Annotated in this window: 22 protein-coding genes and 2 pseudogenes; 17 read left to right on the top strand and 7 right to left on the bottom strand. The window is 70.8% G+C overall.

What is annotated here, in order from left to right:
* The first annotated feature begins 54 nt into the window (after window positions 1-54).
* The 9 genes and pseudogenes from ACIBCU_RS30375 to ACIBCU_RS30335 all read left to right on the top strand — a co-directional run bounded on the left by ACIBCU_RS30375 (window position 55) and on the right by ACIBCU_RS30335 (window position 7,814).
* Window positions 55-2,496 (top strand): SpoIIE family protein phosphatase, encoded by a 2,442-nt coding sequence (locus tag ACIBCU_RS30375; protein ID WP_399235353.1) that lies wholly within the window; start codon window positions 55-57, stop codon window positions 2,494-2,496.
* A 167-nt stretch (window positions 2,497-2,663) separates the two neighbouring features.
* Window positions 2,664-3,086 carry a DUF6221 family protein gene (locus tag ACIBCU_RS30370; RefSeq protein ID WP_362929608.1) on the top strand — a complete coding sequence of 141 codons (423 nt, stop codon included), beginning with the start codon at window positions 2,664-2,666 and terminating at the stop codon, window positions 3,084-3,086.
* Window positions 3,087-3,199: 113 nt separating this feature from the next.
* Window positions 3,200-4,090, top strand: a complete 891-nt coding sequence (locus tag ACIBCU_RS30365; protein WP_399235425.1) for an SDR family oxidoreductase — start codon at window positions 3,200-3,202, stop codon at window positions 4,088-4,090.
* Between the two features lie 107 nt (window positions 4,091-4,197).
* Window positions 4,198-4,431 (top strand): hypothetical protein, encoded by a 234-nt coding sequence (locus ACIBCU_RS30360; RefSeq protein WP_399235350.1) that lies wholly within the window; start codon window positions 4,198-4,200, stop codon window positions 4,429-4,431.
* 342 nt (window positions 4,432-4,773) lie between these two features.
* Window positions 4,774-5,265, top strand: coding sequence for a lamin tail domain-containing protein (locus ACIBCU_RS30355; RefSeq protein WP_399235348.1), 492 nt, complete (start codon window positions 4,774-4,776; stop codon window positions 5,263-5,265).
* Window positions 5,266-5,414: 149 nt separating this feature from the next.
* Entirely contained in the window at window positions 5,415-5,912 is a 498-nt protein-coding gene (locus ACIBCU_RS30350) for a peptidylprolyl isomerase (RefSeq protein WP_362929614.1), read from the top strand.
* Between the two features lie 31 nt (window positions 5,913-5,943).
* Window positions 5,944-6,126 (top strand): annotated as a pseudogene (locus ACIBCU_RS30345) (oxidoreductase); the annotation flags it as partial.
* 26 nt (window positions 6,127-6,152) lie between these two features.
* Complete coding sequence (locus tag ACIBCU_RS30340) at window positions 6,153-6,863, top strand: ribonuclease H (RefSeq protein ID WP_399235346.1); 711 nt, start codon at window positions 6,153-6,155, stop codon at window positions 6,861-6,863.
* Between the two features lie 228 nt (window positions 6,864-7,091).
* Window positions 7,092-7,814: a dienelactone hydrolase family protein gene (locus ACIBCU_RS30335; RefSeq protein ID WP_399235344.1), complete on the top strand. Its 723-nt coding sequence runs from the start codon at window positions 7,092-7,094 to the stop codon at window positions 7,812-7,814.
* Between the two features lie 388 nt (window positions 7,815-8,202).
* Here the strand turns inward: ACIBCU_RS30335 and ACIBCU_RS30330 are convergent, their stop codons facing one another.
* The gene (locus ACIBCU_RS30330) at window positions 8,203-8,712 is read right to left on the bottom strand and encodes a DinB family protein (RefSeq protein WP_399235342.1); all 510 of its coding nucleotides are present in this window, start codon (window positions 8,710-8,712) and stop codon (window positions 8,203-8,205) included.
* 230 nt (window positions 8,713-8,942) lie between these two features.
* Window positions 8,943-9,344, bottom strand: coding sequence for an ATP-binding protein (locus ACIBCU_RS30325; RefSeq protein ID WP_399235339.1), 402 nt, complete (start codon window positions 9,342-9,344; stop codon window positions 8,943-8,945).
* Window positions 9,345-9,589: 245 nt separating this feature from the next.
* Between ACIBCU_RS30325 and ACIBCU_RS30320 the strand changes: the two genes are divergently transcribed.
* The 4 genes from ACIBCU_RS30320 to ACIBCU_RS30305 all read left to right on the top strand — a co-directional run bounded on the left by ACIBCU_RS30320 (window position 9,590) and on the right by ACIBCU_RS30305 (window position 13,134).
* A complete protein-coding gene (locus ACIBCU_RS30320) occupies window positions 9,590-10,444 on the top strand; it encodes a Scr1 family TA system antitoxin-like transcriptional regulator (RefSeq protein ID WP_399235337.1) in 855 nt (284 codons plus the stop codon).
* A 122-nt stretch (window positions 10,445-10,566) separates the two neighbouring features.
* Entirely contained in the window at window positions 10,567-10,824 is a 258-nt protein-coding gene (locus ACIBCU_RS30315) for a WhiB family transcriptional regulator (RefSeq protein WP_362929624.1), read from the top strand.
* A 41-nt stretch (window positions 10,825-10,865) separates the two neighbouring features.
* Window positions 10,866-11,195 (top strand): YkvA family protein, encoded by a 330-nt coding sequence (locus tag ACIBCU_RS30310; protein ID WP_362929626.1) that lies wholly within the window; start codon window positions 10,866-10,868, stop codon window positions 11,193-11,195.
* Window positions 11,196-11,232: 37 nt separating this feature from the next.
* Window positions 11,233-13,134 (top strand): rhamnogalacturonan lyase, encoded by a 1,902-nt coding sequence (locus ACIBCU_RS30305; protein WP_399235335.1) that lies wholly within the window; start codon window positions 11,233-11,235, stop codon window positions 13,132-13,134.
* A gap of 52 nt (window positions 13,135-13,186) precedes the next feature.
* Here ACIBCU_RS30305 and ACIBCU_RS30300 read toward each other — a convergent pair whose 3' ends face one another.
* The 4 genes from ACIBCU_RS30300 to ACIBCU_RS30285 all read right to left on the bottom strand — a co-directional run bounded on the left by ACIBCU_RS30300 (window position 13,187) and on the right by ACIBCU_RS30285 (window position 16,126).
* On the bottom strand, window positions 13,187-13,633 hold the full coding sequence (locus tag ACIBCU_RS30300) for a MarR family winged helix-turn-helix transcriptional regulator (protein ID WP_399235333.1): 447 nt from the start codon (window positions 13,631-13,633) through the stop codon (window positions 13,187-13,189).
* An 88-nt stretch (window positions 13,634-13,721) separates the two neighbouring features.
* Window positions 13,722-14,636, bottom strand: a complete 915-nt coding sequence (locus tag ACIBCU_RS30295) for an alpha/beta hydrolase fold domain-containing protein (protein WP_399235331.1) — start codon at window positions 14,634-14,636, stop codon at window positions 13,722-13,724.
* Between the two features lie 84 nt (window positions 14,637-14,720).
* Window positions 14,721-15,281, bottom strand: coding sequence for a quercetin 2,3-dioxygenase (locus ACIBCU_RS30290; protein ID WP_362929634.1), 561 nt, complete (start codon window positions 15,279-15,281; stop codon window positions 14,721-14,723).
* A gap of 113 nt (window positions 15,282-15,394) precedes the next feature.
* Window positions 15,395-16,126 carry a VOC family protein gene (locus ACIBCU_RS30285; RefSeq protein WP_399235328.1) on the bottom strand — a complete coding sequence of 244 codons (732 nt, stop codon included), beginning with the start codon at window positions 16,124-16,126 and terminating at the stop codon, window positions 15,395-15,397.
* A gap of 223 nt (window positions 16,127-16,349) precedes the next feature.
* On the opposite strand from ACIBCU_RS30285, the gene ACIBCU_RS30280 reads away from it, so the two are divergent.
* The 3 genes and pseudogenes from ACIBCU_RS30280 to ACIBCU_RS30270 form a co-directional block, all read left to right on the top strand.
* A complete protein-coding gene (locus ACIBCU_RS30280; RefSeq protein ID WP_399235326.1) occupies window positions 16,350-18,785 on the top strand; it encodes a GH92 family glycosyl hydrolase in 2,436 nt (811 codons plus the stop codon).
* A gap of 172 nt (window positions 18,786-18,957) precedes the next feature.
* The gene (locus ACIBCU_RS30275; protein ID WP_399235324.1) at window positions 18,958-22,284 is read left to right on the top strand and encodes a LamG-like jellyroll fold domain-containing protein; all 3,327 of its coding nucleotides are present in this window, start codon (window positions 18,958-18,960) and stop codon (window positions 22,282-22,284) included.
* A gap of 63 nt (window positions 22,285-22,347) precedes the next feature.
* Window positions 22,348-22,443 (top strand): annotated as a pseudogene (locus ACIBCU_RS30270) (phytanoyl-CoA dioxygenase); the annotation flags it as partial.
* 61 nt (window positions 22,444-22,504) lie between these two features.
* Here the strand turns inward: ACIBCU_RS30270 and ACIBCU_RS30265 are convergent.
* On the bottom strand, window positions 22,505-24,853 hold the full coding sequence (locus tag ACIBCU_RS30265; protein ID WP_399235322.1) for an AbfB domain-containing protein: 2,349 nt from the start codon (window positions 24,851-24,853) through the stop codon (window positions 22,505-22,507).
* 577 nt (window positions 24,854-25,430) lie between these two features.
* Between ACIBCU_RS30265 and ACIBCU_RS30260 the strand changes: the two genes are divergently transcribed.
* Complete coding sequence (locus tag ACIBCU_RS30260) at window positions 25,431-26,516, top strand: ABC transporter substrate-binding protein (RefSeq protein WP_362929644.1); 1,086 nt, start codon at window positions 25,431-25,433, stop codon at window positions 26,514-26,516.
* Window positions 26,517-26,524 lie beyond the last annotated feature (8 nt).

Raw genomic sequence — 26,524 nt, 5'->3', positions numbered from 1 at the left:
GAGCGCCGCCGGGGTGGACATGCGCACCCGCGCACGGGTGCGCATCCTGGCTGTGTGACCTGGAGCCCCGATGGCAGCCGAACGCCCGACGGACTGTCGCTGGTGCTCGCCCAGGCCGTGGTGAGCGCCGTCGACGCCGTCGGGGGGTACGCGGGCGGCGTCTATCTGCGCTCCCGGACCCCGGGGCTCCTGCTGATGGCGGTGCTCGCGGGACTGCCCGTCCCGCTGATGCGCCCCTGGTGGCGGATGCACGTGAACCGGCCCTTCCCGGTCGCCGAGGCCTACCGGTCGAACCGGCCGGTGTATCTGGGCGACGCCGAGGAGGCCATGCGCCGGTTCCCGCAGCTGATGGCCGGCCTCCCGTTCCCGTTCGGGTCCCTCTACGTGCCCGTGCCGGGCGGGACCACACCCGTGGGCGTGCTCGTGGTGCTGCGCTACGCCACCCGGGGCGTGCCGGTCGGCGGCGCGGACCGCCGTCGGCTGGAGGCACTGGCCCGGCAGCTCGGCGCCGAGATCGCCGCGCAGGACAGGCCGGCCGAGTGGGACGGCGAGCCCATGCCCCTGCGGCTTCCCTCGGACACGGCGCGGCAGATGCGCGTCGGGCACTTCGCGTGGGACATGGACAGCGGGACGGTCACCGCGGACGAGCGTACGCACACGATCCTGGGCCAGAAGCCCACGGACGGGCCGGTGCGCTCCATGGAGGCGCTCACGGCCGGGCTGCTGCCCGAGGACGTGTACGGGCTGTGGACGCTGGCGAGCAGAGCCGCGCGGTCGGCGGAGCCCCATGTGCGCCGGATGCGGCTCTGGAGCCCCGACGGCCGTCCGCTCCTGGTCGAGCTCTCCGGCACCGGGGACCTGGACGGCCGGACGGGCCGGCTGACCGGCGTCCTGTTCGACCAGGGGGCCGGACCGGTCGTACCGGACGCGGCCGACCGGATCCCGCGCGGCATGCTCACGTACGACCGGCTCGGACGGATCACCTACGTCAACCGCTCTGCGGAGCAGCTCCTCGGCCACGCCCGGGCCGAACTGACCGGCCGGCCCCTCGGCGAGGCGCTGCCCTGGCTCGCGAACCCTGCCTACGAGGACCAGCGGCGCGCCGCGCTCTTCTCGGACGACCCCGTGTACTTCCTCGCCCGGCGCACCCCGGAGGACTGGCTGTCCGTCGCGATGTTCCCCGGCCGTGACGGGGTCACGGTCACCTTCAGCCCCTCGGGCCGGCCCGGCCGCACACCGGAGTCCGGCGCCACCCCGGGAGGGGAGCTCGGCTCCCCGGCCGACCGCTCGGCCGTCCTGTACCGGCCTGTCGCCCTGGCCATCGCGCTGACGGAGGCAGTCACGGCGCGTCAGGTCTCGGCCGTGGTCACGGAGGAGCTTCTGCCGGCCTTCGGCGGCAGACAGCTGGCCATCTACCTCCAGAACGAGCGGCGCCTCTACCTGGCCTGGGAGACCGGCTTCCCCAAGGGGTTCCTGGACCAGTTCGACGGAGTCGGTCTCGACGCCCGCATCCCCGGGGTGGAGACGCTCACGACGGGCAGGCCGCTGTTCTTCGAGTCCATGGAGCAGCTGGCCGAGGCCTACCCCGGTACACCCATGGACGCCAGCGTCGGCGCCCGCGCCTTCCTGCCGCTCATCGCGTCGGGCCGGGCCGTGGGTTCGTGCATCCTCGGATTCGACCAGCCCCGCGGCTTCAGCCCCGAGGAACGCACCGTGCTCACCGCGCTGGCGGGGCTCATCGCCCAGGCACTCCAGCGCGCCCAGCGCTACGACACCGAGGCCGCGCTCGCCCGGGGCCTCCAGGACGCCTTCCTGCCCCACCGGCTGCCCGTCGTCGACCACGTCGACACCGTCGGGCGCTACCTCTCGGGCACCCAGGACATCGAGATCGGGGGCGACTGGTACGACGTCATCGAGACGAGCAGCGGACTCGCCCTCGTCATCGGGGACGTCCAGGGGCACGGTGTCGCGGCAGCGGCCACCATGGGGCAACTGCGCAGCGCCGTACGGGCCTTCGCGCTCATCGGGCACGAACCGCAGGAGATCATGAGCGCCACCAACCGGCTGCTCATCGGCCTCGATCCCGGGCAGTTCGCCAGCTGCTGCTACGTGCTGCTGGACCCCGCGACCGGTGTCACCCGGGCCGTACGCGCCGGTCACCCCCAGCCCGTCCTGCGGCACCCGGACGGCAGGACCGAGGTCCTGGACCTCCCCGGAGGTGTGGTGCTCGGCGTCGCCCCGGACGCCTCGTACCCCGTCACGGAACTGCGTCTCGACCCGGGAGCCGTTCTCGCCCTCTTCACGGACGGGCTCGTGGAGAAGGCGGGCACGGACATCGACGAGGGCATCGAGCGGCTGCGCAGCACCCTGGAGGCGGTGGGCCACATGCCGCTCGCCGAGACGGCCGACCGCGTCATCGGACAGGCCCGGCAGGACGAGGACCGGCCCGACGACATCGCGCTGCTCATGGCCGCCCGGCGGGATCCGTCCCGCTGAATCAGGCCGGTCACAGCCCCGGGCGGTGTCCGTCATGCGGAACGCGCCCCGTGCCGACTGCGCCCCGGGCACGCGGGTGAGGCATCCTCTGCTGGTCGGGCAGAACGGGTCCGCGGCGGTGAGTGGATCTCCGCCACGGTCTGTGACGGAGAAGGATTCGGAACCAGATGGCAGACAACTCGGACCTGTTGGCCTTCGTGCGGGCACGCCTCGCCGAGGAGGAGCAGATCGCGCGGGAAGCGGGCGGCGGCGGCTGGCGGACTCCGGCCGAGGCACCCGGTGAGGTGCACGACCGCACGAGCGGCATCGCGTTCGTCGTACGCTCGCGAGCCTACGACCGGCACATCGCCTTCCAGGACCCGGCACGCACCCTGCGACGCATCGAGACCACCAGGGTCCTCCTGGACGAGTACGAGGAGATCGCGGTCCTGGACACCGACCGCCCTGCCCAGGACTTCACCTCGGGCCGCGCCGTCGGCCTGGGTTTCGTCGTCCGGCAGATGGCCGCCGAGCACGCCGGGCACCCCGGCTACCGGGTGAAGTGGCTGCCCCGGTTCTCCCACTGGGGCCCGCCCTCCCCGCCGGAGTAGAGGCAGGCCCGGTTCGTCTCGCCGAGCGCCCGGCCGAGAGGAGTGCTTGGGTGGACACACCGTCCGCGAGCCGACGGGACGGCGCCGACGCGGTCGATTCCGAGGAGACGCGTATGACGGGCACACCTGGTCCTCTGGAAGGCCGCGTCGCCGTCGTGACCGGCGCCGCACGGGGCCTCGGCGCGGCCATCGCACGCGAGCTGGCGGACCGCGGCGCCACGCTGGCCCTGCTCGGCCGGGAGGAAGCCGGTCTGGCCGCGGTGCGGGACTCGCTTCCGGGCCCGGCGCGGTGCTGGGAGGCCGATATCGCCGACGAGGCGGGAATGGCGCGGGTGGCCGACGACGTACGGGAGCGGCTCGGTCCCGCCTCGGTCGTGGTCGCCAACGCGGGCCTGGCCGAGGGCGGCCCCTTCGCGGAGTCCGACCCGGCGACCTGGCGGCGCGTGATCGAGGTGAACCTGATCGGCAGCGCGATCACCGCACGGGTCTTCCTGCCCCAGCTGCGCGTCACACGGGGTTACTACCTCCAGATCGCCTCGCTGGCCTCCATCGGCGCTGCGCCCATGATGAGCGCGTACTGCGCCTCCAAGGCCGGCGTGGAGTCGTTCGCGCACTCGCTGCGTGCCGAGCTCGCCCATGAGCACGTCGGGGTGGGCATCGGCTACCTGAACTGGACCGACACCGACATGATCCGCGATGCCGACCAGCACCCCGTACTGCGCGAGCTGAGAGGACACATGCCCAGGCCAGCGCGCAAGGTCTACCCGGCGGAGACCGTGGCGCGCCGCATGGCGCGGGCGGTCGAGCGCCGCAGTGCCGCCGCGTACCTGCCGGCGTGGCTCCGCGCCGCACAGCTGGTGCGCGCCGCGATGCCTCCGGTCGTCACGGCGCTCTCGAAGCGCGAGCTCCCCGGACTGGCGCGGACGGCTCGGTTCGAGCCCACGGGCCTCCTCGGGGCCGGTGGCCGGGCCGACGCCTCGGGCAGGCGGGGACCGGACGGCTGAAACCCGCTCCGCCCCGGCGCGGACACGGGCCGCACTGAGTACGGGGAGGGGGACGTCTGAGTATGTGACCCGATCCCGGCACGTGCCGCCGCTGGTCGAATGGGGCCATGCTCCCCGAAGCGCCGACGCGCCCCCGCATCCAGAACCTGACCAGCGCCGGCACGGCGCTGGCCGTGACCCTGCTCCCGCTGGCCGTCGGCGTCCTGCTGGCCAGGACGATGGCGCTGGATCCGATGACACCCGTCAACGCTTTCGTCACCGGTGGAGGTCAACGCGTCCGGCTCGCCCCTTCGCGATGGATGCTGAAGGCTCGAACGCACGAGCTCCTTTCCCGTCGGTAATGGAATGTCTGTTCAGGTAAGCGCTGTCGCTCCTGTTACACGGATCGGCGAGCTCCCGACAGGGGCGCCCGGGGGAGCGGGGCCGGGGTGAACGGGGCGCCATGACCAGGTGAACGGCCCCCCGAAAGGGTCGGTGCAGCGATCAACGGTTGACAGGTCTACGACTGCCGGAATCCGTGCCGGGTGCAGTCGTGTGTGACGGAAATGTCCGTACTTTGTCACACGAACCGGGGCGCCTTTCGGTCACGTCGAAAGCGGGACAAAGTTTGCGTTCCCGGCACGACGCCGGGGTCGGAAAAACGCCCGGCGCTCCATTCCGGGCCCGCATGATGAGGGGTTTCCATGTCCCGTTCCGCACGACGGATCACCGCCACCGTCCTCGCCTCAGGCGCCCTGCTCGCCGCAGCCGCCCTTCCGGCAACGGCCGATGGCCGGGACCACGGTCACAACCGGCCGGCCCAGCGCTCGGCGGTCGTCCTGGGCGAGATCCAGCACGACGGCCCCGGCCGCGACAACGGCTCCAACCGGAGCCTGAACGCCGAGTGGGTCACCGTGACCAACACCAGCCGCCACTCCGTCAACCTCCGCGGCTGGACGCTCACCGACGAGAGCCGCCGTTCGTACACGTTCGACCTGCGGCTGGCCGGCCGCTCCTCCGTCCGCGTCCACACCGGTGTCGGCCGTGACACCCGGCACGACGTGTACCAGGACCGCCGCCACTACGTGTGGGACAGCAGGGACACCGCCACGCTCCGCGACAACCGCGGGCACAGGGTCGACTCCGAGTCCTGGGGCCGGCACCACCGAGGCGGCGGCCACCGCGGCAACCGCTGAGCGGCACCGGTAGGGGGAAGCGGCGTTCTCCCTGACTGAAACGGCGTACCACGGCTCACCCCCGTGGTACGCCGTACGCGTGCGGCGTGCGGCCGCCGCAGGGCGGGGCCTGTGCATCGAGAGGTGCCGGATGATGTCAGGATGGACTCATGACCATCAAGGCGTTTTTCGACATCACCATCGACGACCAGCCCGCTGGGCGGATTGTGTTCAACCTCTTCGACGACGTGGCCCCCAAGACCGCGGAGAACTTCCGCGCGCTGGCCACCGGTGAGCAGGGCTTCGGCTACGCGGGCTCGCCGTTCCACCGCGTCATCCCGGACTTCATGCTCCAGGGCGGTGACTTCACCAACGGCAACGGCACCGGCGGCAAGAGCATCTACGGCGAGAAGTTCGCCGACGAGAACTTCACGCTGAAGCACAACAAGCCGGGCCTGCTCTCGATGGCCAACGCGGGCCCGAACAGCAACGGTTCGCAGTTCTTCATCACCACCGTCGTCACCCCGTGGCTGGACGGCAAGCACGTCGTCTTCGGCGAGGTCGCCGACGAGGCGAGCATGGAGCTCGTCCGCAAGATCGAGTCGTACGGCTCCTCGACCGGCAAGACCAAGGCGAAGATCGCCGTCTCCGAGTCCGGCGTTCTCTGAGTCACCCGACGGGGCTCCCGGCCGTTTTCACGGGCCGGGAGCCCCGAGCCGCGCCATGGCCACCGGGCCTGCGCCCACGCACACCGGTGGTGTCGAGGAATTCGTCCACGAGCTCGCGAACCTCGTCGTCCACCTCAGCTCCCCGCAGGCATCGGCCACCACGGGCGCGGCCATGCGGGTGGACGGCGGCTACATCGACTCGATCGTGCCCTGAGCTTCCGGGCTGGCATGATCAGGGGCATGGACGAGCGCATCATCGCCGCGTGTGACGGGGCATCGAAGGGCAATCCGGGACCTGCCGCCTGGGCGTGGGTCGTGGCCGATGACCAGGGGAACCCCCAGCGGTGGGAAGCGGGCCCGCTGGGCACCGCCACCAACAACGTCGCCGAGCTCACCGCCCTGCTGGAACTTCTGAGGTCGACCGATCCGGCCGTGCCCGTCGAGGTGCGCATGGACTCGCAGTACGCGATGAACGCGGTGACCAAGTGGCTGCCGGGGTGGAAGCGCAACGGCTGGAAGACGTCGGCGGGCAAGCCGGTCGCCAACCGGGAGCTGGTGGTCGGCATCGACGAGCTGCTGAGCAGCCGCGCGGTTTCCTTCCGCTACGTGCCGGCGCACCAGGTGGACGGCGACCCGCTCAACGCTCTGGCCGACCAGGCCGCGAGCGAGGTGGCCGTCTCCCAGCAGGCGGCGGGGACCGCGTACGGCACGGCGGACATGCCGGTGCCCGCGCCCGCCCGCTCGACGAAGAGCCGCACGGCGGGCGCCGCCAAGGGCGGGTCCACGAGTGGGTCCACCGGTGGCTCCACGGGCCGGGCGCGCTCCGCCGCCACGATCCGGGCGAAGTTCGCGGGCCGGTGCCACTGCGGGAAGCCGTACGCGGCCAAGGACATGATCGCCAAGAACCCCAACGGCTGGGGTCACCCGGAGTGCCGGACCGCGCCGGCCTGAGCGGTCCCGGCCGGGGGAGTGGCTCCGTGGCATCCGGGCCACGGAGCCCGCGCGAAACCCGATGGCGAACCACGGCGACCGGCTGCTAGCCTCCCCGAGGCCGTGCGAGAGAACGAGGAGGTGGTACCCGTGGACGCAGTTTCGACATGGGTGCTCCCCTCCGGGGTCACGGTCGGGCGATAGGTCGTCCGGGAGCGCCGATCAAACGCACTCCCGAAAGGCACGACCATGCGCTTCACTTCCGAACAGCGCCTCGACGACGGGGTCATCGAGCGCGCGTTCACCCTCGGCGGGATTCCCGGCACCCTGTGGACGCCCGAGTCCGCCGAACCGGCCCCGCTGATCCTCATGGCCCACAACAACGGCCTGCCCAAGGGGGAGCCCCGGCTGGTGGCCAGGGCCCGGTACTCCGCGGCGTGCGGCTACGCGGTGGCCTCCATCGACGCCGCCGGGTGCGGTGACCGGCCCCGCTCCGCCGCCGACGAGCAGGCTCGCGCCGAACTCCGGCGGGCGATGCGGGCCGGCGAGCCGGTCGACGACATCTTCGAGTCCTTCGTCGGCCCGCTGGTCGAGAACGCGGCCCCGGAGTGGCGGACCACCCTGGACGCCCTCCTTTCGCTGCCCGAGATCGGCGGCCCGGTCGGGTACTCGGGGTGGATGGCCCTCGGCGTCCGGCTGGCGGCGGTCGAGCCGCGCATCTCGGCCGCCGGTTTCTTCGCCGGGGGTTTCGTGCCCCGCGCCCAGCGCGAGGAGGCGCGTCAGGTCACCATTCCGCTGCTGATGCTGCTGCAGTGGGACGACGAGGGGAACCCGCGGCAGCGGGCCCTGGACCTGTTCGACGCCTTCGGCAGCAAGGAGAAGACCCTGCACGCCAATGCGGGCGGGCACACCGGCACCCCGTGGTTCGAGGTGGAGGACGGGGACCGGTTCTTCGGCCGGCACCTGAGGTGAGGCCGGGCCGCCGGGCCGCCGGCGGACGTTAGCCGGTCATGGCCAGGCTGCCGCCATCGAGGACAGGCCCCGGCCCTCCTCGATGGCGGCTCCATCGCGAGGCCGAAGCCGGCCGGCGGAAAACCACACGCGCACGCGGGCAGCGCACGGGATCATGAGGCATGAGTCCGGACGACCGGCACCTCACCGAAGACTCGACAGCTTTCACTCCCGCGCCGGAGACTTCCTGCACTCGCGTCCCGCCCTGCACACCGTCGCGCTGACGGCGACCGAGGCACCGCGTACGCGCGATGCGGACACGTACGGGGCCGACGCCCCCGTCTTCGGCCCTGCTGGAGCGGGCGGGCGAGGTCCGCGGGGCCCACCCCGCCGTCCGGTCCTCACCCCCTCATTGGTCGCCGGTCGTGCCGTCGAGCATCTCGCGCAGAATGTCCAGGTGGCCGTTGTGGCGGGCTGTCTCCTCGGTGAGGTGGTGCAGGATCCAGCGCAGGTCGACGTGCAGGCCGCTGCGGACGGCCCCCTGGGCCTGCTTGTCCAGGTCGTTCCCGGCGACCAGTTCGCGGTAGAGGGCACTCTGTTCGGCGTACTCGTCGAGCAACTGCGTAAGCGGGAAGTCGACGGCGATACGCATCTCGCGGTCGGGGTCATCCTCGGTCCAGGGGCCCCGGTCCTCCTCGCCGAGGAAGACCACCTGGAACCAGTAGTACTCGACCCAGCGGAGGTGGTTGACCACTCCGCTCATGGTCATGAGCGGAGAACCCGGCAGGAGCACCTTGCGGGCGTTCTCAGCGGAGACGCCCTGGCACTTGGCGCGTGCGGTGTCACGTGTGTAGTCGAGAAACGTGGTGAGCTGGGTGCGCTCGTCCCACGCGGGTGGCGTGTCATCGATTCTGGTCATCGCGCGAAGCGTCCCTGATCACCGCGACCCGTGTCGAGGTATTTATCGCCGGGCCCGACCTGCCTCACCCAACTCCTGGTCCGACGGGCCGATGCAGCGATTCAGCGCCGACGGGCCGGGATGATCCGCCGGACAGGACCTGGTGCTCCGGCCGCAGGTCCCGATCTTCGGCCCTCACGCGGCTGAAGCCGCCCATCGCGCGTGGACCACCGGATCCGCGTCCCGAAGCTTCAGACATCGGCCCAGACGAGTCGGCCGGACACGCTGCTGCGCGTGCCCCATCGCGCCGCGAGCGCGTCCACGAGCATCAGGCCCCGGCCGTCCTCGGACACCGACGCGAGACTGAAGCCGTCGTCCGTGCCGTCCGGCCCCCCGAAAGCCACCGGACCGGGACCATCCGCGCCGCGCGGGCTCTCCGCCGGGGGGCCGGACGGCCGGTTCCGTGGACCGGGCAGTTTCGGCACGTGCCGCCGGCCGCGGTTCCACACGCAGATGCGCACCCGGCCGGGCGTCCGCAGGAGGCGGCACCGGATCCGCCGGCCCGCGGTGTGCTCCACCGCGTTCGTGACCAGCTCGGTCACGACCAGGGCAGCCGTCTCGACGCGTTCGTCGGGTTCTCCCCAGCTCTGCATGGCTTCCTGCACGCGGTGCCTCGCCATCGGGACGGCCCGGGGAAGGCGGGGAATCCACCAGCTCTGTGCGCTCCGCCCGCCCGGTTCCTCCGGGGCGGAACGCGCGCACGCAACTATTTCCGACATGTACGTACTCTCCGTGCAAAGTGCATACTTTGCAAGAGGCGGAATGTCAGGATGATTCCGAATCGGCGCCGGGGCCGCTGTGACCGCCCCCCGTCGGAGCTTGCCAGGAAGGGACGTGGATGAGGCCCCGGTCCGGCCCCACCGTTGAACACCGTGTCCTGGCGGCGCGACTGCGGATGCTCCGGGAACGAGCGGGCGTCAGCCTCCAGGCGGCTTCGGTGGCACTCGGTGCCCACCCCGCCACCGTCCGGCGCATCGAGCGTGCCGAGACCGGGCTCGACGCCTATCAGGTCCGGGTCCTCCTCGAGCGTTACGCCGTGTCCGCCGAGGAGGCCGAGCCGATCATGGCGGGCATCGCGGCCGCGAACCTGCCGGGCTGGTGGCATGCGTGGCGGGACGCGATGGACCCGTGGCAGCAGGAGGTCATCGGCATCGAGTCCTCCGCCGCGCTCGTCCGGACCTGGCACCCCGCTCTGGTCCCCGAGCTCCTGCGCACCCCGGCCTACGAGGCGGCCCTGTGCCGCAGCCTGACCGCCGATCCGCTCCCACGGCGCGACCGGCACATCGAACTGCTGGCGGAGCGGCAGCGCCGTCTCGAGGCGCGTGGCGCGGCCCTCTGGGCCCTGCTCCCCGCCGCCGCCCTCCATACGACGGTCGGCGGACCCTCCGTGATGGCCGGACAACGGGCGGTGCTGGAGGAGGCGGCCCACCGCCGGCACCTCACGGTGCAGGTGATGCCCCTCGACGCCCCGCCGCACCCGATGACCGGTGTGCCACCGCTGCACCTGCTGCGCGTACCGGCTCCGGAGATCGGCGACCGCGCGGTCATGGAGACCGCGGGTGCGCGGGTGGACATCATCGACGAACCGGCCGTCGTCATGCACTACCGCATCCGGCTGGACAGCGCGTGCGCGGCTGCCCCGCACCCGGGTTCGCCGCTGCCGGAAGGCGGACCGGGTTCCGGAAACCCCTGAAGGCCGGGCCTGTTGGGGTTTCGATCGCCGTATGGCGGTCACGCGCACAGTGCGGTACCCGAAAACCAGGCGCGATCCAGCAGAGACCGACGGACCGTTCCCAGCGAGAAGGAGTGAGAGACATGGACAACTGGCGCATGCACGCGGCATGCCGCGAAGAGGACCCCGATCTGTTCTTCCCCATCGGCAGCACCGGGCCCGCACTCGTGCAGGCCCAGGAGGCCAAGGCCGTCTGTGGGACCTGCCCCGTGCGGGAACAGTGCCTGGAGTGGGCGCTCGAGTACGGACAGGACTCGGGTGTGTGGGGAGGCACGGACGAGAACGAGCGCCGTGCCCTGAAGCGCCGTCGCGCCCGTCAACAGGCCAGGAGCCACGGGTGAAGCCTCCGCGCTCCGGCCGCCCGGCCGGGAGACGATGAGCCATGGACACCTCGGTCTGGCTCATCATCGGCGCGCTCGTACTCCTGCTCATGGCAGGTGCCGCCCTCGTCCTGCTGGTACGGGTGATCCGGGCCAGAAGGCTTCTCATCGACGCCGGTGTCCCCCTGCGGAACAAGGCGCTCGTCTGGGCGGCCGTGATCTACACGGTGTCGCCCGTGGACCTTCTGCCGGACCCCGTCTACCTCGACGACATCGGGTTCCTGCTGCTCGCCCTGCGCTCACTGCACGCCGCGGCCGGTGCGGTGCGGGGGCGGCCTGCCATGACGGAGAAGGAGACAGGCGGCAACCTTTCGGCATCCGGGAGCAACTGAGGGGGCGTAAGCCATCCCCTGCCAGAAGGTGCCTCCCGTGGAGCCTCTGCTTCCCCACACCGCTTCCCGCCCCCGCCGCAGACGCCGCATCACCCGTACGCGCGCACTGGTCGGCGCCCTGGCGGCCGGGCTGCTCGCCGCCGGCGCGCTCGTAGCACTCGGCCCCGCCTCGCAGGCCGCCACCGCGCGGCAGGCCGAGGCGCTCGACCGCGGCGTCGTCAGCGTGCACACCGACAGCGGGAACCTCGTCAGCTGGCGCTGGCTCGGTACCGACCCCGACAACGTGTCGTTCAACGTCTACCGGGCGGGCACCAAGGTGAACGCCTCGCCGGTCACCGCCTCGACGAACTACTTCCACTCCGGTGCGCCCGCCACCGCCGACTACACGGTGCGCGCGGTCGTCGACGGCGTGGAGCAGAGCGACTCCGTTCACGCGATCCAGTTCCGCACCGGATACAAGGACGTGCCCATCAGCCCGCCCGCCGGCGGGACGACACCCGACGGGGTCGCCTACACCTACGAGGCCAACGACGCGTCCGTCGGTGACCTGGACGGCGACGGCGCCCTCGACTTCGTACTGAAGTGGCAGCCCACCAACGCCAAGGACAACTCCCAGTCCGGCTACACGGGCAACACGATCATCGACGGGATCCGCCTCGACGGCACCCGGCTCTGGCGGATCGACCTAGGACGCAACATCCGCTCGGGCGCGCACTACACCCAGTTCCAGGTGTACGACTACGACGGTGACGGCCAGGCCGAGGTGGCCATGAAGACCGCCGACGGCAGCGTCGACGGTGCCGGCAAGGTGATCGGCAGTTCCTCCGCCGATCACCGCAACTCCTCCGGATACATCCTGTCCGGCCCCGAGTTCCTGACGATGTTCAACGGGAGGACCGGGGCGGCGATGGGCACCGTCGACTACGTCCCCGCACGCGGCACGGTGTCCTCGTGGGGCGACTCCTACGGCAACCGGGTCGACCGCTTCCTCGCCGGCACGGCCTACCTGGACGGCGCCAGGCCGTCCCTGATCATGGCGCGCGGCTACTACACGCGCAGCGTCATCGCCGCCTGGGACTGGCGGGGCGGCGCCTTCACCCGGCGCTGGACCTTCGACACGAACAGCTCGACCAACTCCGGCAAGGGATACGACGGCCAGGGCAACCACCAGCTGTCCATCGCCGACGCCGACGGTGACGGCAAGGACGAGATCATCTACGGCGCCATGGCCGTGGACGACAACGGCAGCGGACTGTGGACCACGAAGAACGGCCACGGCGACGCCATGCACGTGGGGGACCTCGACCCCTCCAGGGCGGGCCTGGAGGAGTTCAAGGTCGACGAGGACAGCTCCAAGCCGTCCTCATGGATGGCGGACGCCAAGTCCGGCCAGATCCTCTGGTCCACCCCGGCGAGCGGGGACAACGGACGCGGCGTGTCCGGTGACATCTGGTCCGGCAGCGCGGGCGCCGAGTCCTGGTCCTCCGCCGTCTCCGGCGTACGCGGACCGAAGGGCGACGTGGTCACCAGCCGTAAGCCGTCCAGCTCCAACTTTCTGTCCTGGTGGGACGGCGACACGACCCGTGAACTCCTCGACGCCACCCACATCGACAAGTACGGCACCTCGGCCGACACCCGCCTGATGACCGGGGCCTCCGTCCACTCCGGCAACGGCACCAAGGCCACGCCCGCGATCTCCGGCGACCTCTTCGGCGACTGGCGCGAGGAAGTCGTCTGGCCGACCACCAACAACACCGCGCTGCGGATCTACTCCACGCCGTACGAGACCGGTACGAAGATCACCACTCTGCTCCACGACACCATGTACCGGACCGCGCTGGCCTGGCAGAACACCGCGTACAACCAGCCGCCGCACCCCAGCTTCGCCATCGGCAGCGGGATGGCGACCGCGCCGCGGCCGAGCATCACCACTCCGTGACGTACCGGCGGGCCGCGCCTTTGTTCAGGGGAACGGCCCGCCGGCCCGCGGCTCAGGGGCCCGTCGACAGCAGGGGCGGTTCGCCCCAGGACCGCGTGAGGATGTCGCGCAGGAGACCGGCCTGCGGACCGATGCGCTCGGCCAGGACGGCTTCTATGCGGGCGAGCATGATCTGTGCCCGCTCGTGCGCCCGGGCACCTTCCGGGGTGGTGCGGACGATCCGCGACCGGGCTGAGGAGGGATCGGGCGTCTGCTCCAGCAGGCCCAGGCCGATCAGGCTGTGTACCGCCTGGTGCGTCGTCTGACGGGTGACGCCCATCCGCCGCGCCAGCTCGGAGATCGACGTGCCGTCCGGATCGAGCGTCGCGAAGACCGCGGCCTGCGCGGCGGTCACGGGCTGCTCACCGGCGGCCGTCATGCCGGCCAGCAGGGCGTCGTCGAACCAGCGTTTGGCCTCGCTGAGGAGCTGGGGCATGTTCGGTGCGGCGTCGGCGGTCATGGTTCCTCGATGGGCAGGCGGGGGCTCCGAGCATAACGACCGGCTGCGCCCGCCCGGCACCCCCGCGTCCGCCTCCGCGCGCCCGTGATCAGCGCGTACGCGCGCGGGTGAACTCCACCGAACGTTCGAAACACTCGGTGACCCGCTCGTCGGGAACACCCATCCACAGGTGCTGGGCCCCCTCGATCAGGCGCAGCTCCACAGACGCCCCCGCCTCCCGCAGCGCGTCGGCCAGCCGGACGCTCTGCCGGGTGGGGACGGCGGTGTCGGCCGTCCCGTGCAGGAGGAGGAAGGGAGGGGCATGCGCGGTGACATGGGCCACCGGACTCGCCGCCCTCGCCCTCTCCGGGTCGGCACCGGCCGCCGCTCCGAGGAGGCGCGCCTCGTAGGTGGCCGGGTCGTGGGCGTCGTAGCCGCCCCCATGGTCCCCGGCGAGGGCGACCAGATCGCTGGGGACGTACCAGCACACGCAGCCGCGGACCGGATCGATTCCCTCGGCCGGCGCAGAGAGAGCGGCGTGGGCTGCCAGGTGCGCGCCCGCCGACTCCCCCCACAGGACGCTGCGGGACGCGTCCACGCCCAGTTCGTCCGCGCGGGTGCGCAGCCAGCGCAGAGCGGCGGTGACGTCGTCCCGTTGCGCGGGGAAGTGGGCTTCGCCGCTGAGCCGGTAGTCGAGGCACGCGACGGCGAAGCCGGCCTCGACGAGACGGGCGAACGGCCCCGGCCGCCAGGAGCGGAAGCGGGGCCCCATGTTGTCCCGCAGACCGGTGTGCCAGCCGCCTCCGTGCACGAACACGATGAGGGGGACGTGAGCACCGGCCTCCTCCGGCAGCCATACGTCCAGCTCCAGCGCCCTGCGTCCCTCCAGCAGTTGGTAGACCGCTCCGCGCAGCAGCCTCACGCCGGGCGCCGGGCGTGAGGGGGACGGCAGCGGAAGCGTGGCCGGGTCCGGCGGGGCGGGAGGAACGAAGGGGACGGACGGAGGATCGGAGGGCGGTGGCATGGACCTGACTTTCGGTGCGTGCGGGCGGGGGGCCTCAGGACGGGAGACGGGGCGGGTCCGGCTGATCGGCGACGGCGTGGCCGGTCAGTCCTGGGTGCGCCACTTGTGGTCGGGCAGGAAGTTCACGTCGTACTTCCGCGGCACGGTCGCGAACTTCTCCCCTGCGGGGATGTACGGCTGCTGCGGCATGGCGAGTTCGTCGGTGGGCGTGCCCAGGTTCTCGAAGAACCGCTCGAAGGTGCCGCCCGGGCCGGCGGCCACGCCGACGATCCGGCTGTGGTGGCGCTCGATGCGGTAGGCGTGCGGGCAGTTCTTCGGCACGAAGCCGAAGTCCCCCACCGTCAGCAGCTTTTCGTGCTGCTCACCCTCCAGGTCCTCCACGAACAGGCGCACGGCGCCGTCGACGATGTAGAAGACCTCGTAGGTGTCCGGGTGGGAGTGGGCGGGGATGATGTCGCCCTTGGGTCCGTCGCAGGTGAAGAAATTGAAAGTGTTCTCGGTCTGCTCGCCACCGGCGTAGATGGTGAACATGTCCGTGAAGAGATGGGCCCGGTCGCCCATGCCCTTCTCGATGAAATAGGGCTTTCCCGGCTCCGGGGGGATGTGGGAGCGGGTGCGGTACTGGGTGGCGAACTCCATGGTCATGGCGAACCTCCGGGATCGGCTCCGATTAAAACGTCAGGCTACCTGACGGTCTACGTGGAGTGAAGGGCGGACGCTGCGGCCCCGCCCGAGGGGCCGGGCGGCGCCGCCCGGCCCTACTCGCCGGTCACGGGATCACGCCCGGTGAGGCAGTAGACCCCGCCCGCCGGGTCCCGCATCACCGTCCAGCCGTCGCCGTCGCGCACGAACTCGGCGCCCAGCCCTTCGTGTTGCGCCCGGCCGGCCGCCAGGTCCGCGCAGGCGAGATCCAGATGCGCCGAGGCGGGGCGGGGCTCGTCCAGGCGCTGGACAAGCAGGTGGACGGGCAGGTCCTGTGACGGGCGGAGCACATGGAACTCCCGGTGGACGCCCGGGCGCGCGTCCCAGCCGGTCAGCGCCGCCCAGAACGCGATCTCCGCGTCGAACACGGCCGGTGACACGTCGAGGCAGATCTGGTCCAGCCTGCTCGTGGCACCGCCGGGACCGGTGAGGACCGGCGGCCGCGCCCGCTGGCCCCGCCAGGGCACGACGCAGAAGGGCTGGCCGCCGGGGGAGCGCAGGACGGTCAGTTCCGGGTGGCGGGCCTCCGCCAGGGCGCCCAGTCGAAGGGCCTGTGCGGTGAAGGCGGCCATGTCGTCCACCGCCAGATCGGGATGGGCCCCGCCTTCACCTCCCACCGCCTGCACCGCAAGGCAGGCGTCGGCTCCGTCCGGGAGCAGGGTGGTGAATTCGCCCCGCGCCCCCCACGGCGTGGAGACCTGGGTGCCGGTGGCCGCGCTCCAGAAGGCCTCGGCGCGGCCGGCGACGGCTGCGGGCCGGTCGATGAAGGCGTACGTCCAGCGGATCACGGTGCTCCTCTGCTGCGGTTCAGTGCCTCTCCAGCGGTCTCCATCGTGTCAAAGCGTGGCCCCGGGGCCCCGTTCATCACTCGTTCACCGACCGGATCCGTCCGCGGCATTCCCTGACGCGTCCCGGGCACCTACGCTCGGCCGCGAATCGATCAACGCTGCAGCGCCGCGGTACGGACGGTGTTGACAACGTTGTCCCCCTCTGATGGAGGTACCCGAGAACATGCCCTCCAGACCGTCCCCGGCCCGGCGTCTCGCCGCACGGGCCGCCGCGATCGCCCTGACCGGCGCGCTCGCCGGCGCCTTCATGCCGCCGGCCGCCGAGGCCGACGCGCTGGTCGCGCGCCCCACCGCCTTCGTGGACCCGATGATCGGCACGGCGAACGGCGGCAACACCTATCCCGGCGCGGTCCGCCCGTACGGCATGATCGCCTGGTCCCCGACCAGCACCACGGGCGACCAGACGAGCACCGGGGCGGCCAACGGTTACGAGTACGGGGTGACCCGGACACGCGGGCTGAGCCTCACCCATGTCAACGGGGCCGGGTGCAACCCCGGCGCCGCGGGTGACGTGCCGATCATGCCGTTCGTCGGCGACGTCACCTCCTCGCCGTCCGCCGACACGAAGGACGCCGTCTACGCGTCCGGCTTCTCGCACGACAACGAGCGCGCCGTTCCCGGCCGCTACACCGTCGGGCTGGACTCCGGCGCCACCGCCGACCTCGCCGTCAGCGAGCGTGCCGGAGTGGCCGACTTCAGCTTCCCGGCGGATAAGCCCGCCAATCTGCTGTTCCGGGTGTCCAACTCGCTGAACGGCAGCGAGGACGCCGAGATCGAGATCGACACCGCCCACCGCAAGGTGACCGGTTCGGTGCTCACCGGGGCGTTCTGCGGCAGGCGCGCCAACGGCGGTACCAACAACCGCAAGAGCTACTACCGGCTCTACTTCAGCGCCTCCTTCGACCGCGCCTTCTCCACCACGGGCACCTGGCGTGACGGCACCCTCGCTCCGGGCGCCACCAGCGGAAGCGGCGGCGAGGGATACGCCACCGGAGCCGACCGCGCCGGGCGCGGTTCCGGCGGCTGGGTCGGCTTCGACACGGCGGCCGACGACGACGTCCGCATGAGAATCGGGATCTCCTACGTCAGCCAGGCCGGCGCCGAGGCCAACCTCCGCCAGGAGATCGCCCCGAGGGCGAGCGTCGACGACGTGGCCCGTGCGGGATCCGCCGCCTGGGACCGCGAGCTCGGCTCCGCGCGCATCGGCGGCGGCAGCGACGCGCAGCGCACCGCGTTCTACACGGCGCTGTACCACTCGCTGATGCAGCCGAACCTGATCAGCGACAGGGACGGCCGCTACCCGGGCATGGACGGGAAGCCGCACCGCGTGACGCGCGGTCAGAAGGCCCAGTACAGCAACTTCTCCGGCTGGGACCAGTACCGCGCCCAGATCCAGCTCCTCGCCCTCCTCAAACCGAGGATCGCGGGCGACTTCGCCCAGTCGCTCTACAACTTCGCCCGGCAGAACGGCGGCGTCTGGGACCGCTGGGTGCACATCAACGGCGCCACACACGTGATGACGGGCGATCCCACGGCCGCCACCCTCGCCACGTTCTACGCGATGGGCGTGCGCAACTTCGACTACGAGGGTGCCTTCGAATCCCTGGCACTGCAGGCCACAGTGCCCCACCCGGACGGCCTCTCCGACGCGGGATGCCCCGGCCAGTGCACCGGCCAGCGGCCCAATCTCGCCCAGTACCTGAAGTCCCGTTACGCGGCCCAGGACGTCTGCCACTGCTGGGGCGGTGCCGCCGAGACACTGGAGGACGCGGTCGCCGACGCGGCACTCGGCCGGTGGGCCCGGCTGCTCGGGCGCGACGAGGAGGCCGACGCCTTCGACGAGCGCGGCCTCTGGTGGCGCAACGTCTTCAACCCCGGGGCCGGCGACGGCGCCGGGACCACCGGCTACATCCAGGCACGCAACCTCGACGGCTCCTGGGTGACCCCCTTCAGTCCGGGCAGCGACCGGGGCTTCGCGCAGGGCACCAGTGCCACGTACACCTGGATGGTCCCGCAGGACGTGCAGGGGCTGGCCGAGGCCATGGGCGGCCGGGACGTGGCGGCCGAGCGGCTGGACGGCTTCTTCCACAAGGCGGACGGCTCCTGGTCGGTCAAGGGCGGCGACGCGCTGCGCTACGACCCGACCAACGAGCCGGGCATCCACGCCCCTTGGCTCTACAACGCGCTGGGGCAGCCGTGGAAGACCCAGGAGACCGTACGGGAGATCGTGAACACGGTCTACGGGACCGGCCCGCGAGGCCTGCCCGGCAACGACGACCTCGGCACCATGTCGGCCTGGTACGTCTTCTCGGCCCTCGGCCTCTACCCGCAGACGCCCGGCAGCGCCACCATGCTGCTGGGAGCGCCGCTGTTCCCGACCGCGGTGCTGGACCGGCCGCAGGGCGGTGACATCCGGATCAGCGCCCCGGAGGCCGATGCGACACATCCGTACATCGACGCGGTGAAGGTCGACGGGCGGACGGCCGACAGGTCGTGGACGGACGCCCGGCTGGTCACCCGTGGGGGGTCGCTGACCTACCGGCTCGCCGAACGGCCGAACACGTCCTGGGCCACAGGACCTGCGGGTCTTCCGCAGTAGCACACCAACCGGCCCTGGCCCGGAGCCCGGTGGGCGGCGCGACGCCGCCCGCCGGGCTTCGCCTGCCCGGCGCGGAGGGCGGGAGGGGTCCCCCATTTCTATCGTTGAAAATTCTCCGTGCACGACCGTTGTCAGCTGTTTGAGGCTGTGGCTCAATGTTCGACTATGTGCAGTGCTCCACGGTTCGGGGCACTCCGGCTTCTTCGACGAGGACGACGCCTTGATACGACAACTAGCCCGCCCCCGCACGCTTTTCAGATCACTCGTCTGTACGGCGGCGCTGCTGCTCCCGCTCGGGGCCACCCTGGTCCCGGCCGCCGCCGTGGCTCCCGCGGCGGACGCCGCCACCGCCTCGGCGTTCACCAAGGAGGACCCCTCCACCGAGGTTCACGGTCTCAAGGGCGAGTACTTCGCCATGTCCGCCCCGGGCGCCCGTGACTTCGCGAAGCTCGGCGCGACCGCGCTCGACCCGGACATCAACTTCCCCGGGCTGACCGGTGCCTTCGAGTCGGCCACCGGCAGGACCGAGCACACCACCGCCCGCTGGACGGGGCAGATCGAGGCCCCGGAGACGGGTGACTACACCTTCTCCGCCATCGGGGACAACGGCTTCCGGCTCCTCATCGACGACAAGGCGGTCATCGACCACTGGGAGCCGGACTGGGACAAGGAGCAGACCAGCGCTCCGGTCGCGCTGAAGGCCGGTGAGCCGCACACGTTCCGGCTGGAGATGTTCCAGGACACCGGCGGGGCGAACATGTTCCTGCGCTGGTCGAGCGCGAAGCTCGCCAAGCAGATCGTGCCCGAGTCGGCCTTCACCCCGCCGTCCGACTTCGAGGTCTACCCGGTCGGGCTCACCGTGGCCGAAGACGGCCTCACGGTGCAGGCGACCTTCGACCACGAGGTCAGCGGCATCACGGACGTCAAGGACCACCTCGCCATCGAGGCGGACACGACGCCGATGCCGGTGAAGTCGGTCGTGAAGGCGTCGGACGACAGCAACGCGCTCGTCGTCACCCTGGACGCGGCAGTCCAGAAGGGCCAGCAGGTCAAGGTCGTCTACGACGGTGAGGGCGGCCTGAAGAACGGCGACGAGACCGTCCCTGAGATCAGCCGGAGGGCGAAGAACCTCTCCACGCACCGGCTGACCACGCCGTGGGGTGACAAGGTCGACCCCAAGAACCCGATGCCCGAGTACCCCCGTCCGCAGCAGGTGCGCGACGACTGGAAGAACCTCAACGGGCAGTGGGAGTTCGCGGGAGCCTCAGCCGGTGAGAAGCCGGTCTTCGGCAAGGCCCTGGACGAGCGCATCACCGTGCCCTACCCCGTCGAGTCACAGCTCTCCGGACTCGAGCGCCACGAAGACCACATGTTCTACCGCAAGCTCGTCACGGTGCCCAAGAGCTGGTCGGTCGGCAAGCGGGGCAAGGGCGAGCGCCTGAAGCTCAACTTCGGCGCCGTCGACTACCAGGCACGGGTCTGGGTCAACGGCAAGCAGGTCACCGAGCACACCGGCGGCTACACCGCCTTCAGCGCCGACATCACCGACGCCGTCAAGGGCAGCGGCCCCCAGGAGATCGTCGTCGCGGTCACCGACACCACCGGGGCCGACCAGCCCACGGGCAAGCAGTCCGCGAATCCCAGCGGCATCTTCTACACCGCCTCCTCCGGTATCTGGCAGACCGTCTGGATGGAGCCCGTCGCTCCGGCCGCCGTCGACTCCCTGACGACCACGCCGGACATCGACAAGGGCCGCCTCGCCCTGACGGTCAACTCCGAGGACGCCTCGAAGTCCGCCCGTGTCACCGCTGTCGCCCGCGACACGAAGGGCAAGGTCGTCGGCGCCGTCACCGGCCGTGCCAACAGCGAGCTCAGCCTGCCGGTCGCCGAGCAGCACCTGTGGACCCCGGACGACCCGTACCTGTACGACCTTGAGGTCACCCTCAAGGACGGCCGCTCCAAGGACGTCGTCGACAGCTACTTCGGCATGCGCTCCTTCGGCGTCGCCGAGGTCGGCGGCTACCAGAAGCTGGTGCTCAACGGAAAGCCGTTCTTCTCCCTCGCCCAGCTCGACCAGGGCTTCTACCCCGACGGTCTGAACACGGCGCCCAGCGACGACGCCCTGGTCTTCGACCTGAAGGCGCAGAAGGACCTCGGCTTCAACTCCGTCCGCAAGCACATCAAGGTCGAGCCGGCGCGCTGGTACTACCACGCCGACCAACTGGGCCTCCTGGTGTGGCAGGACTTCGTCTCCGGCAACCTCACCGGCGAGAAGGGCCGCAAGGCCTTCCTCGACCAGGGCGCCGAGATGATGGAGCAGCTGCACAACTACCCCTCGATCGGTGCGTGGATCGTCTTCAACGAGGGCTGGGGTGAGTGGGACCGTACCGAGACCGGCAAGATCACCGAGAAGGTCCAGGCCGCCGACCCCTCGCGCGTCGTCAGCGCCCACAGCGGTGTCAACTGCTGCAACTCCAAGGGCGACTCCGGCAAGGGCGACATCATCGACCACCACGACTACAACAACACCGACCCGGCCTTCCCCGACGAGACGCGTGCCGCGATGGACGGTGAGCACGGCGGCTTCACCCTGCGGATCCCCGGCCGCATGTGGCCCGGTGCCCCCACCGCGATCTACAGCGGTGTCGCGGACAAGGACGCCCTGACCGCCAAGTACGTCGACAACACCCGTACGTACTACCTGGAGGCGGCCGGCGCCGAACTCTCCGGCTCCATCTACACCCAGGTGACCGACCTGGAGAACGAGCTCAACGGCCTCTGGACGTACGACCGCCGGGAGATCAAGGTCGACGCCGCCAAGGTGCGGAAGATCAACCAGGAGGTCATCGCCGCCGGCGCGGCAGCGGGCGAGCGGGACGAGGTCAAGGGCGGCGGTGCCTGGTCCCTCGACGAGAACAAGGGCACCAAGGCCGCCGACAGCGGCCCGAACCACAAGGACCTCACCCTCTCCGAGGGCGCGTCCTGGACACCGGGAGTGCAGGGCTCGGCGCTGAAGTTCAACGGCGAAGGCCAGTACGCGCAGACCGACGGCCCGGTCGTCGACACCACCGGTGACTACACCGTGTCGGCCTGGGCGTCGCTGGACGCGCTTCCGGGCAACTACGGCACCGTCGTCAGCCAGGACGGCCGGCGTCAGGAGAACCCGTTCTACCTCCAGTACGGACAGGGCGGGTTCGCGTTCTCCACCCCGGGTGCCCACCGCGCGCGGCTGGAGATCAAGCCCGAGCTCGGCCGGTGGTACCACCTGGTCGGCGTACGCAGCGGTGACGAGATCAAGCTGTACGTCGACGGCAGGCTCGCCTCCACCGCGGCGGCCGGCACCGCCGACGTCAGCACCGGCGCGCTGTCCGTGGGCCGCGCCAAGTGGTCCGGCGGCAACACCGACTTCTGGAACGGCTCCGTCGACCAGGTGAAGGTGTACGACAAGGCGCTCACCGACCAGGAGGTGACCGCGCTCCACGACGGCGAACAGCCGTAGGGAGCAACCCCGCGGAACCGCTCCCGGCAGTGGGCGCACAGGCCGCGCTGCCGGGAGCTCCGCGGGCACGGCATGTTCCCGCCCCGCGACTCCTACCCGCGCTGTGTCTCCCTCGCCGAGCGCAAGTACCCGAGGCGTGGGGACATCTCGGCCCGTTCTCATGGGCGACGCGTGACACCACCGGGCCCGGCGGCCGGCCCGCCGGGCCCGGCGGCTCACCTCAGGGTGCCCAGGGGGCGTCCACCGCCCACGTCGTGTCCTCGGTGAAGGTCGCCGCGTTGTCCCATGCGTGACCGCCGCCCGGAGTGGCCAGCCACACCTCCGAGTCGATGTGGCGCAGATAGCTGCCGGGCAGATTGGCGCTCGACAGCCGTACGCCGCCCTGACCCGCCACCGCGCACCAGGTGGCGTCGGCCTTGAAGAGGGCCGAGCCGTCGCTCGCGTCGCGGCGGACCCGGAAGTCCCGGTGGCGCAGGTACTCACCGGGGTAGTTGCGGGACTCGAACGAATAGCAGTTGCTGTTCGCCAGGCCGGTGACGACCTTCCACGTGGCGTCGTTCTTCAGCAGCGCGGTGCTGCCGCTGTCGACGACGGCCGTGTAGGCGAGCTCCTGGGAATGGCGCAGGTACTTGTTCGTGTGCCCCGGAGTGGTGACCCGGAGCGACCTGTTCCCGGTGGGCAGGGTGACCGGCGGCGGGGGAGTCCTCGACGCCTGGATCAGGGCCTGGTTGGCGGCCTTCACCCGGGCGGTGTCCACCTTGACCACCTGGCGGTCGTAGGTGAGCAGCCCGTTCGCCTCGTTCTCGACGTCCGTGATCTCCGTGTAGACCGAAGCGGACAGCCCGGCGGGCAGCTGGCCGACGCGGATGGCGTCGAGGAGGCCCACGAAGCGGTTGTCGAGGGCGGAGAGGCTGGCCTGGTCCTCGTAGCTGAATCCGCCGCCCGGATACCACTCGTGGCCCGGCACCTTGTAGCCCAGTCCGCCGAACTCGCCGAGGACAGCGGCCCGGGTCGCTGTCGGCGCGGTGTTCCCGGGGCCGACGTAGATGTGGTTGTCGATCACGTCGCCGTTGCCGCCGTCCACCGAACCGCAGCAGTTGACCCCGCTCATGTTGTTGACGAGCCGCGACGGGTCGTACGCCTTCACCTCGTCGGCGATCCTGGCCTGGTCGTACTGTCCCCAGCCCTCGTTCTGGTTCACCCACATGACCACCGAGGGCGAGCTGCGGTGCTGGTCGATGACCGCGTGGTACTCGGCCTCCCACTGGGTCCGTGCCGCGGCGTCGGGGGTCTTCCCGGTGTCCATAGCGGGCATGTCCTGCCAGACGAGGAGACCCAGCTTGTCCGCCCAGTAGAACCAGCGCTGGGGTTCGACCTTGATGTGCTTGCGGACCATGTTGAAGCCGAGGTCCTTGTGTGCCTGGAGATCGGACTTCAGAGCGGCGTCGGTGGGCGCCGTGTAGATGCCGTCGGGCCAGTAGCCCTGATCGAGCGTGCCGGTCTGGAAGACGAACTTCCCGTTGAGGACCGGGCGCAGGATGTTGTCGACCCTCGCGGTGCCGACGGACCGCATGCCCGCGTAGCTGCCCACCGTGTCCACCACGGCTGCCCCGTCGAGCAGTTCGGCGCGTACGTCGTAGAGGAACGGGTCGTCCGGGCTCCACAGCCGGGGGTTCGGCACCGGTACGGAGATGTCCGCGCCGGGGGCACCCGTCGCCGTACCCACGACTGTGCCACCGCTGGTGACGGTGACCCTCGCGCTCCGGCCGGCGGCTGCTGCCGCCTGCACCTTCACCCGCAGGGTGCTGTTCCCGAGGTTCGGGGTCATGTCCAGGCGTGTGACGTGCGACGCGGCGACGGGCTCCAGCCAGACCGTCTGCCAGATCCCCGAGGCCGCGGTGTAGAAGATCCCGCCGCCCGGGTGCGGGTTCACGTCGTTGATCCGCTGCTTGCCGACGGCCTGGCCACCGGTCTGCGTCGGGTCGTACACGGAGACCACGACGGTGTTCGTACCGCCGTTGAGCTGGGGAGTGATGTCGTACGAGAACGAGTCGAAGCCGCCCTTGTGGACGCCGACCCGGGTGCCGTTGACCCAGAGGGTGCTCTGCCAGTCGGAGGCGCCGAAGTTGAGCACGGTGCGGCGGCCGTTCCAGTCCGAAGGCACGGTGAAGGTGCGCTTGTACCAGAGCTTGTCGTTCTCCGTGATCTTGCGCTTGATGCCGGAGAGCGAGGACTCCGCGACGAACGGGACCCTGATCTGCTCGGAGAACGCCGCGGGCTGCCCGGCGTCGCGGCCGGTCACTGCGAAGTCCCAGATGCCGTTGAGATTGGCCCAGTCGGGGCGGGTCAGCTGCGGGCGCGGATACTCGGGGAGCGGATTGTCGACGGACACCTGGCCGGTCCAGGGCGTCGTCATCGGTGCCGGCTTCGGTGCCCAGGCCGTGGGTGCGGCGGCGGCCGGGGCGGTACCGGCTCCGACGAGTGCGGTGGCGAGCAGTGCCAGCAGGCCGCTGCCGGCGGTCAACCGTCTCCACCAGGTACTGCGGCGCGGTGCGGGTGCGGATCGCATTCCAGGTACTCCTTCAGGAGGAGGAGCCCCCCGCGCCGGCCGGCGCGGGGGGTGGCACGTCGGCGGACCGCCGCTCAGAGCAGCTGCCAGAGATGGTCCGCGGTCCCGTTGTCGTCGTACCGGACGACGTGGGCGCTGTCGGCGGTGGACATGAGGTCCACGCCCAGCACCGCGTCCGCAGCTGACGGAACGACACCTCATGTGCAACGTTGGAAAATTGATGTCGGCGGTATGACAGCACGCGGTCAAGCCGGTGTCCAGAGGTGGCGCAGCACCTGGTGCGGCGCCTGGCGCGGAACCGGCCCGGTGATCGGCGGGTGTGAGGGCGCACCCCGGGGCGACACATTTTGGAAACGCATCGACAACTCTCTTGCCGCCTGCCGCGCCTCGCCTATATAACGTTGTAAACCGAGCCGCCGAGAGGCCGCACAAGCCCTCACGACCACAGTTTTCGCAGCTCGGAACGGGTCGTGAGGGATACAGCGTCATCCGCCGCCGAGCGGTTGACGCATCGTCCCGCCATGCCCGACCGCACGCCGAACGGTGTGCCGTCACCTCGCCAAGGAGCGTCCCGCGCATGATGATCCAGCGTCGATCCCGTACTCTCGCCGCGGCCTGCCTGATCGCCGCCACCGCCACGCTGGCCGTTTCCGGCTGCTCCAAGTCGGAGACCTCGGACAGCGCGGGCGGTGACAGCAGCCAGGGAGCGCAGGCGGCCAAGTCCCCCGAGGCCGCCTCCGGCCCCGGTTGCTCGCTGCAGAGCTACGGCGCACCCAAGATCGACCTCAAGAACGCCGTGGTCGGCTTCTCCCAGTCGGAGAAGGAGGCCAACCCGTTCCGTATCGCCGAGACCCAGTCGATCAAGGACGAGGCGGCGAAGATCGGCGTCAAGAAGCTGCTCACCACCAACGCGCAGTCGCAGCTGTCCAAGCAGATCAGCGACATCCAGGACATGCTCTCGCAGGGCGCCCAGTTCCTCATCATCGCGCCGCTGAACTCCGACGGTCTGGAGCCGGCACTCAAGGCGGCCGCGGCGAAGAAGGTCCCCGTCCTCACCATCGACCGCAAGGTCAACTCCACGGCCTGCAAGGACTATGTGGCCTTCCTCGGCTCCGACTTCGTCGAGCAGGGCAAGCGGGCGGCCGACGCGATGATCAAGGCGACGGACGGTAAGGGCAAGGTGGCGATCCTCCTCGGCGCCTCCGGCAACAACGTGACCACGGACCGGACCAAGGGCTTCGTCGACCAGATCAAGGCCGAGGCGCCCGGCATCGAGATCGTCGCCCAGCAGACCGGCGAGTTCGCCCGTGACAAGGGCCAGCAGGTCATGGAGCAGCTCATCCAGTCCAAGCCCGACATCACCGCCGTGTACGCGGAGAACGACGAGATGGGCCTCGGCGCCGTCACGGCGCTGAAGGCCGCCGGCAAGAAGCCCGGCAAGGACGTCAAGATTGTCTCGGTCGACGGCACCCGCAACGCCGTGCAGGCCCTCGTCAACGGCGAGTACAACGCCGTCATCGAGTCCAACCCCCGCTTCGGCCCGCTGGCCTTCGCGACCGCCCAGAAGTTCTACGGCGGCGAGGAGATCCCCGAGAACGTCATCATCACCGACCGCGCCTACGACGAGACCAACGCCACGGAATCGCTCGGCGGGGCGTACTGATCCGCTCC

Source organism: Streptomyces sp. NPDC051064 (assembly GCF_044455985.1).
Taxonomy (GTDB): Bacteria; Actinomycetota; Actinomycetes; order Streptomycetales; family Streptomycetaceae; genus Streptomyces.
This window is presented reverse-complemented; position numbering and strand designations above follow the sequence as displayed.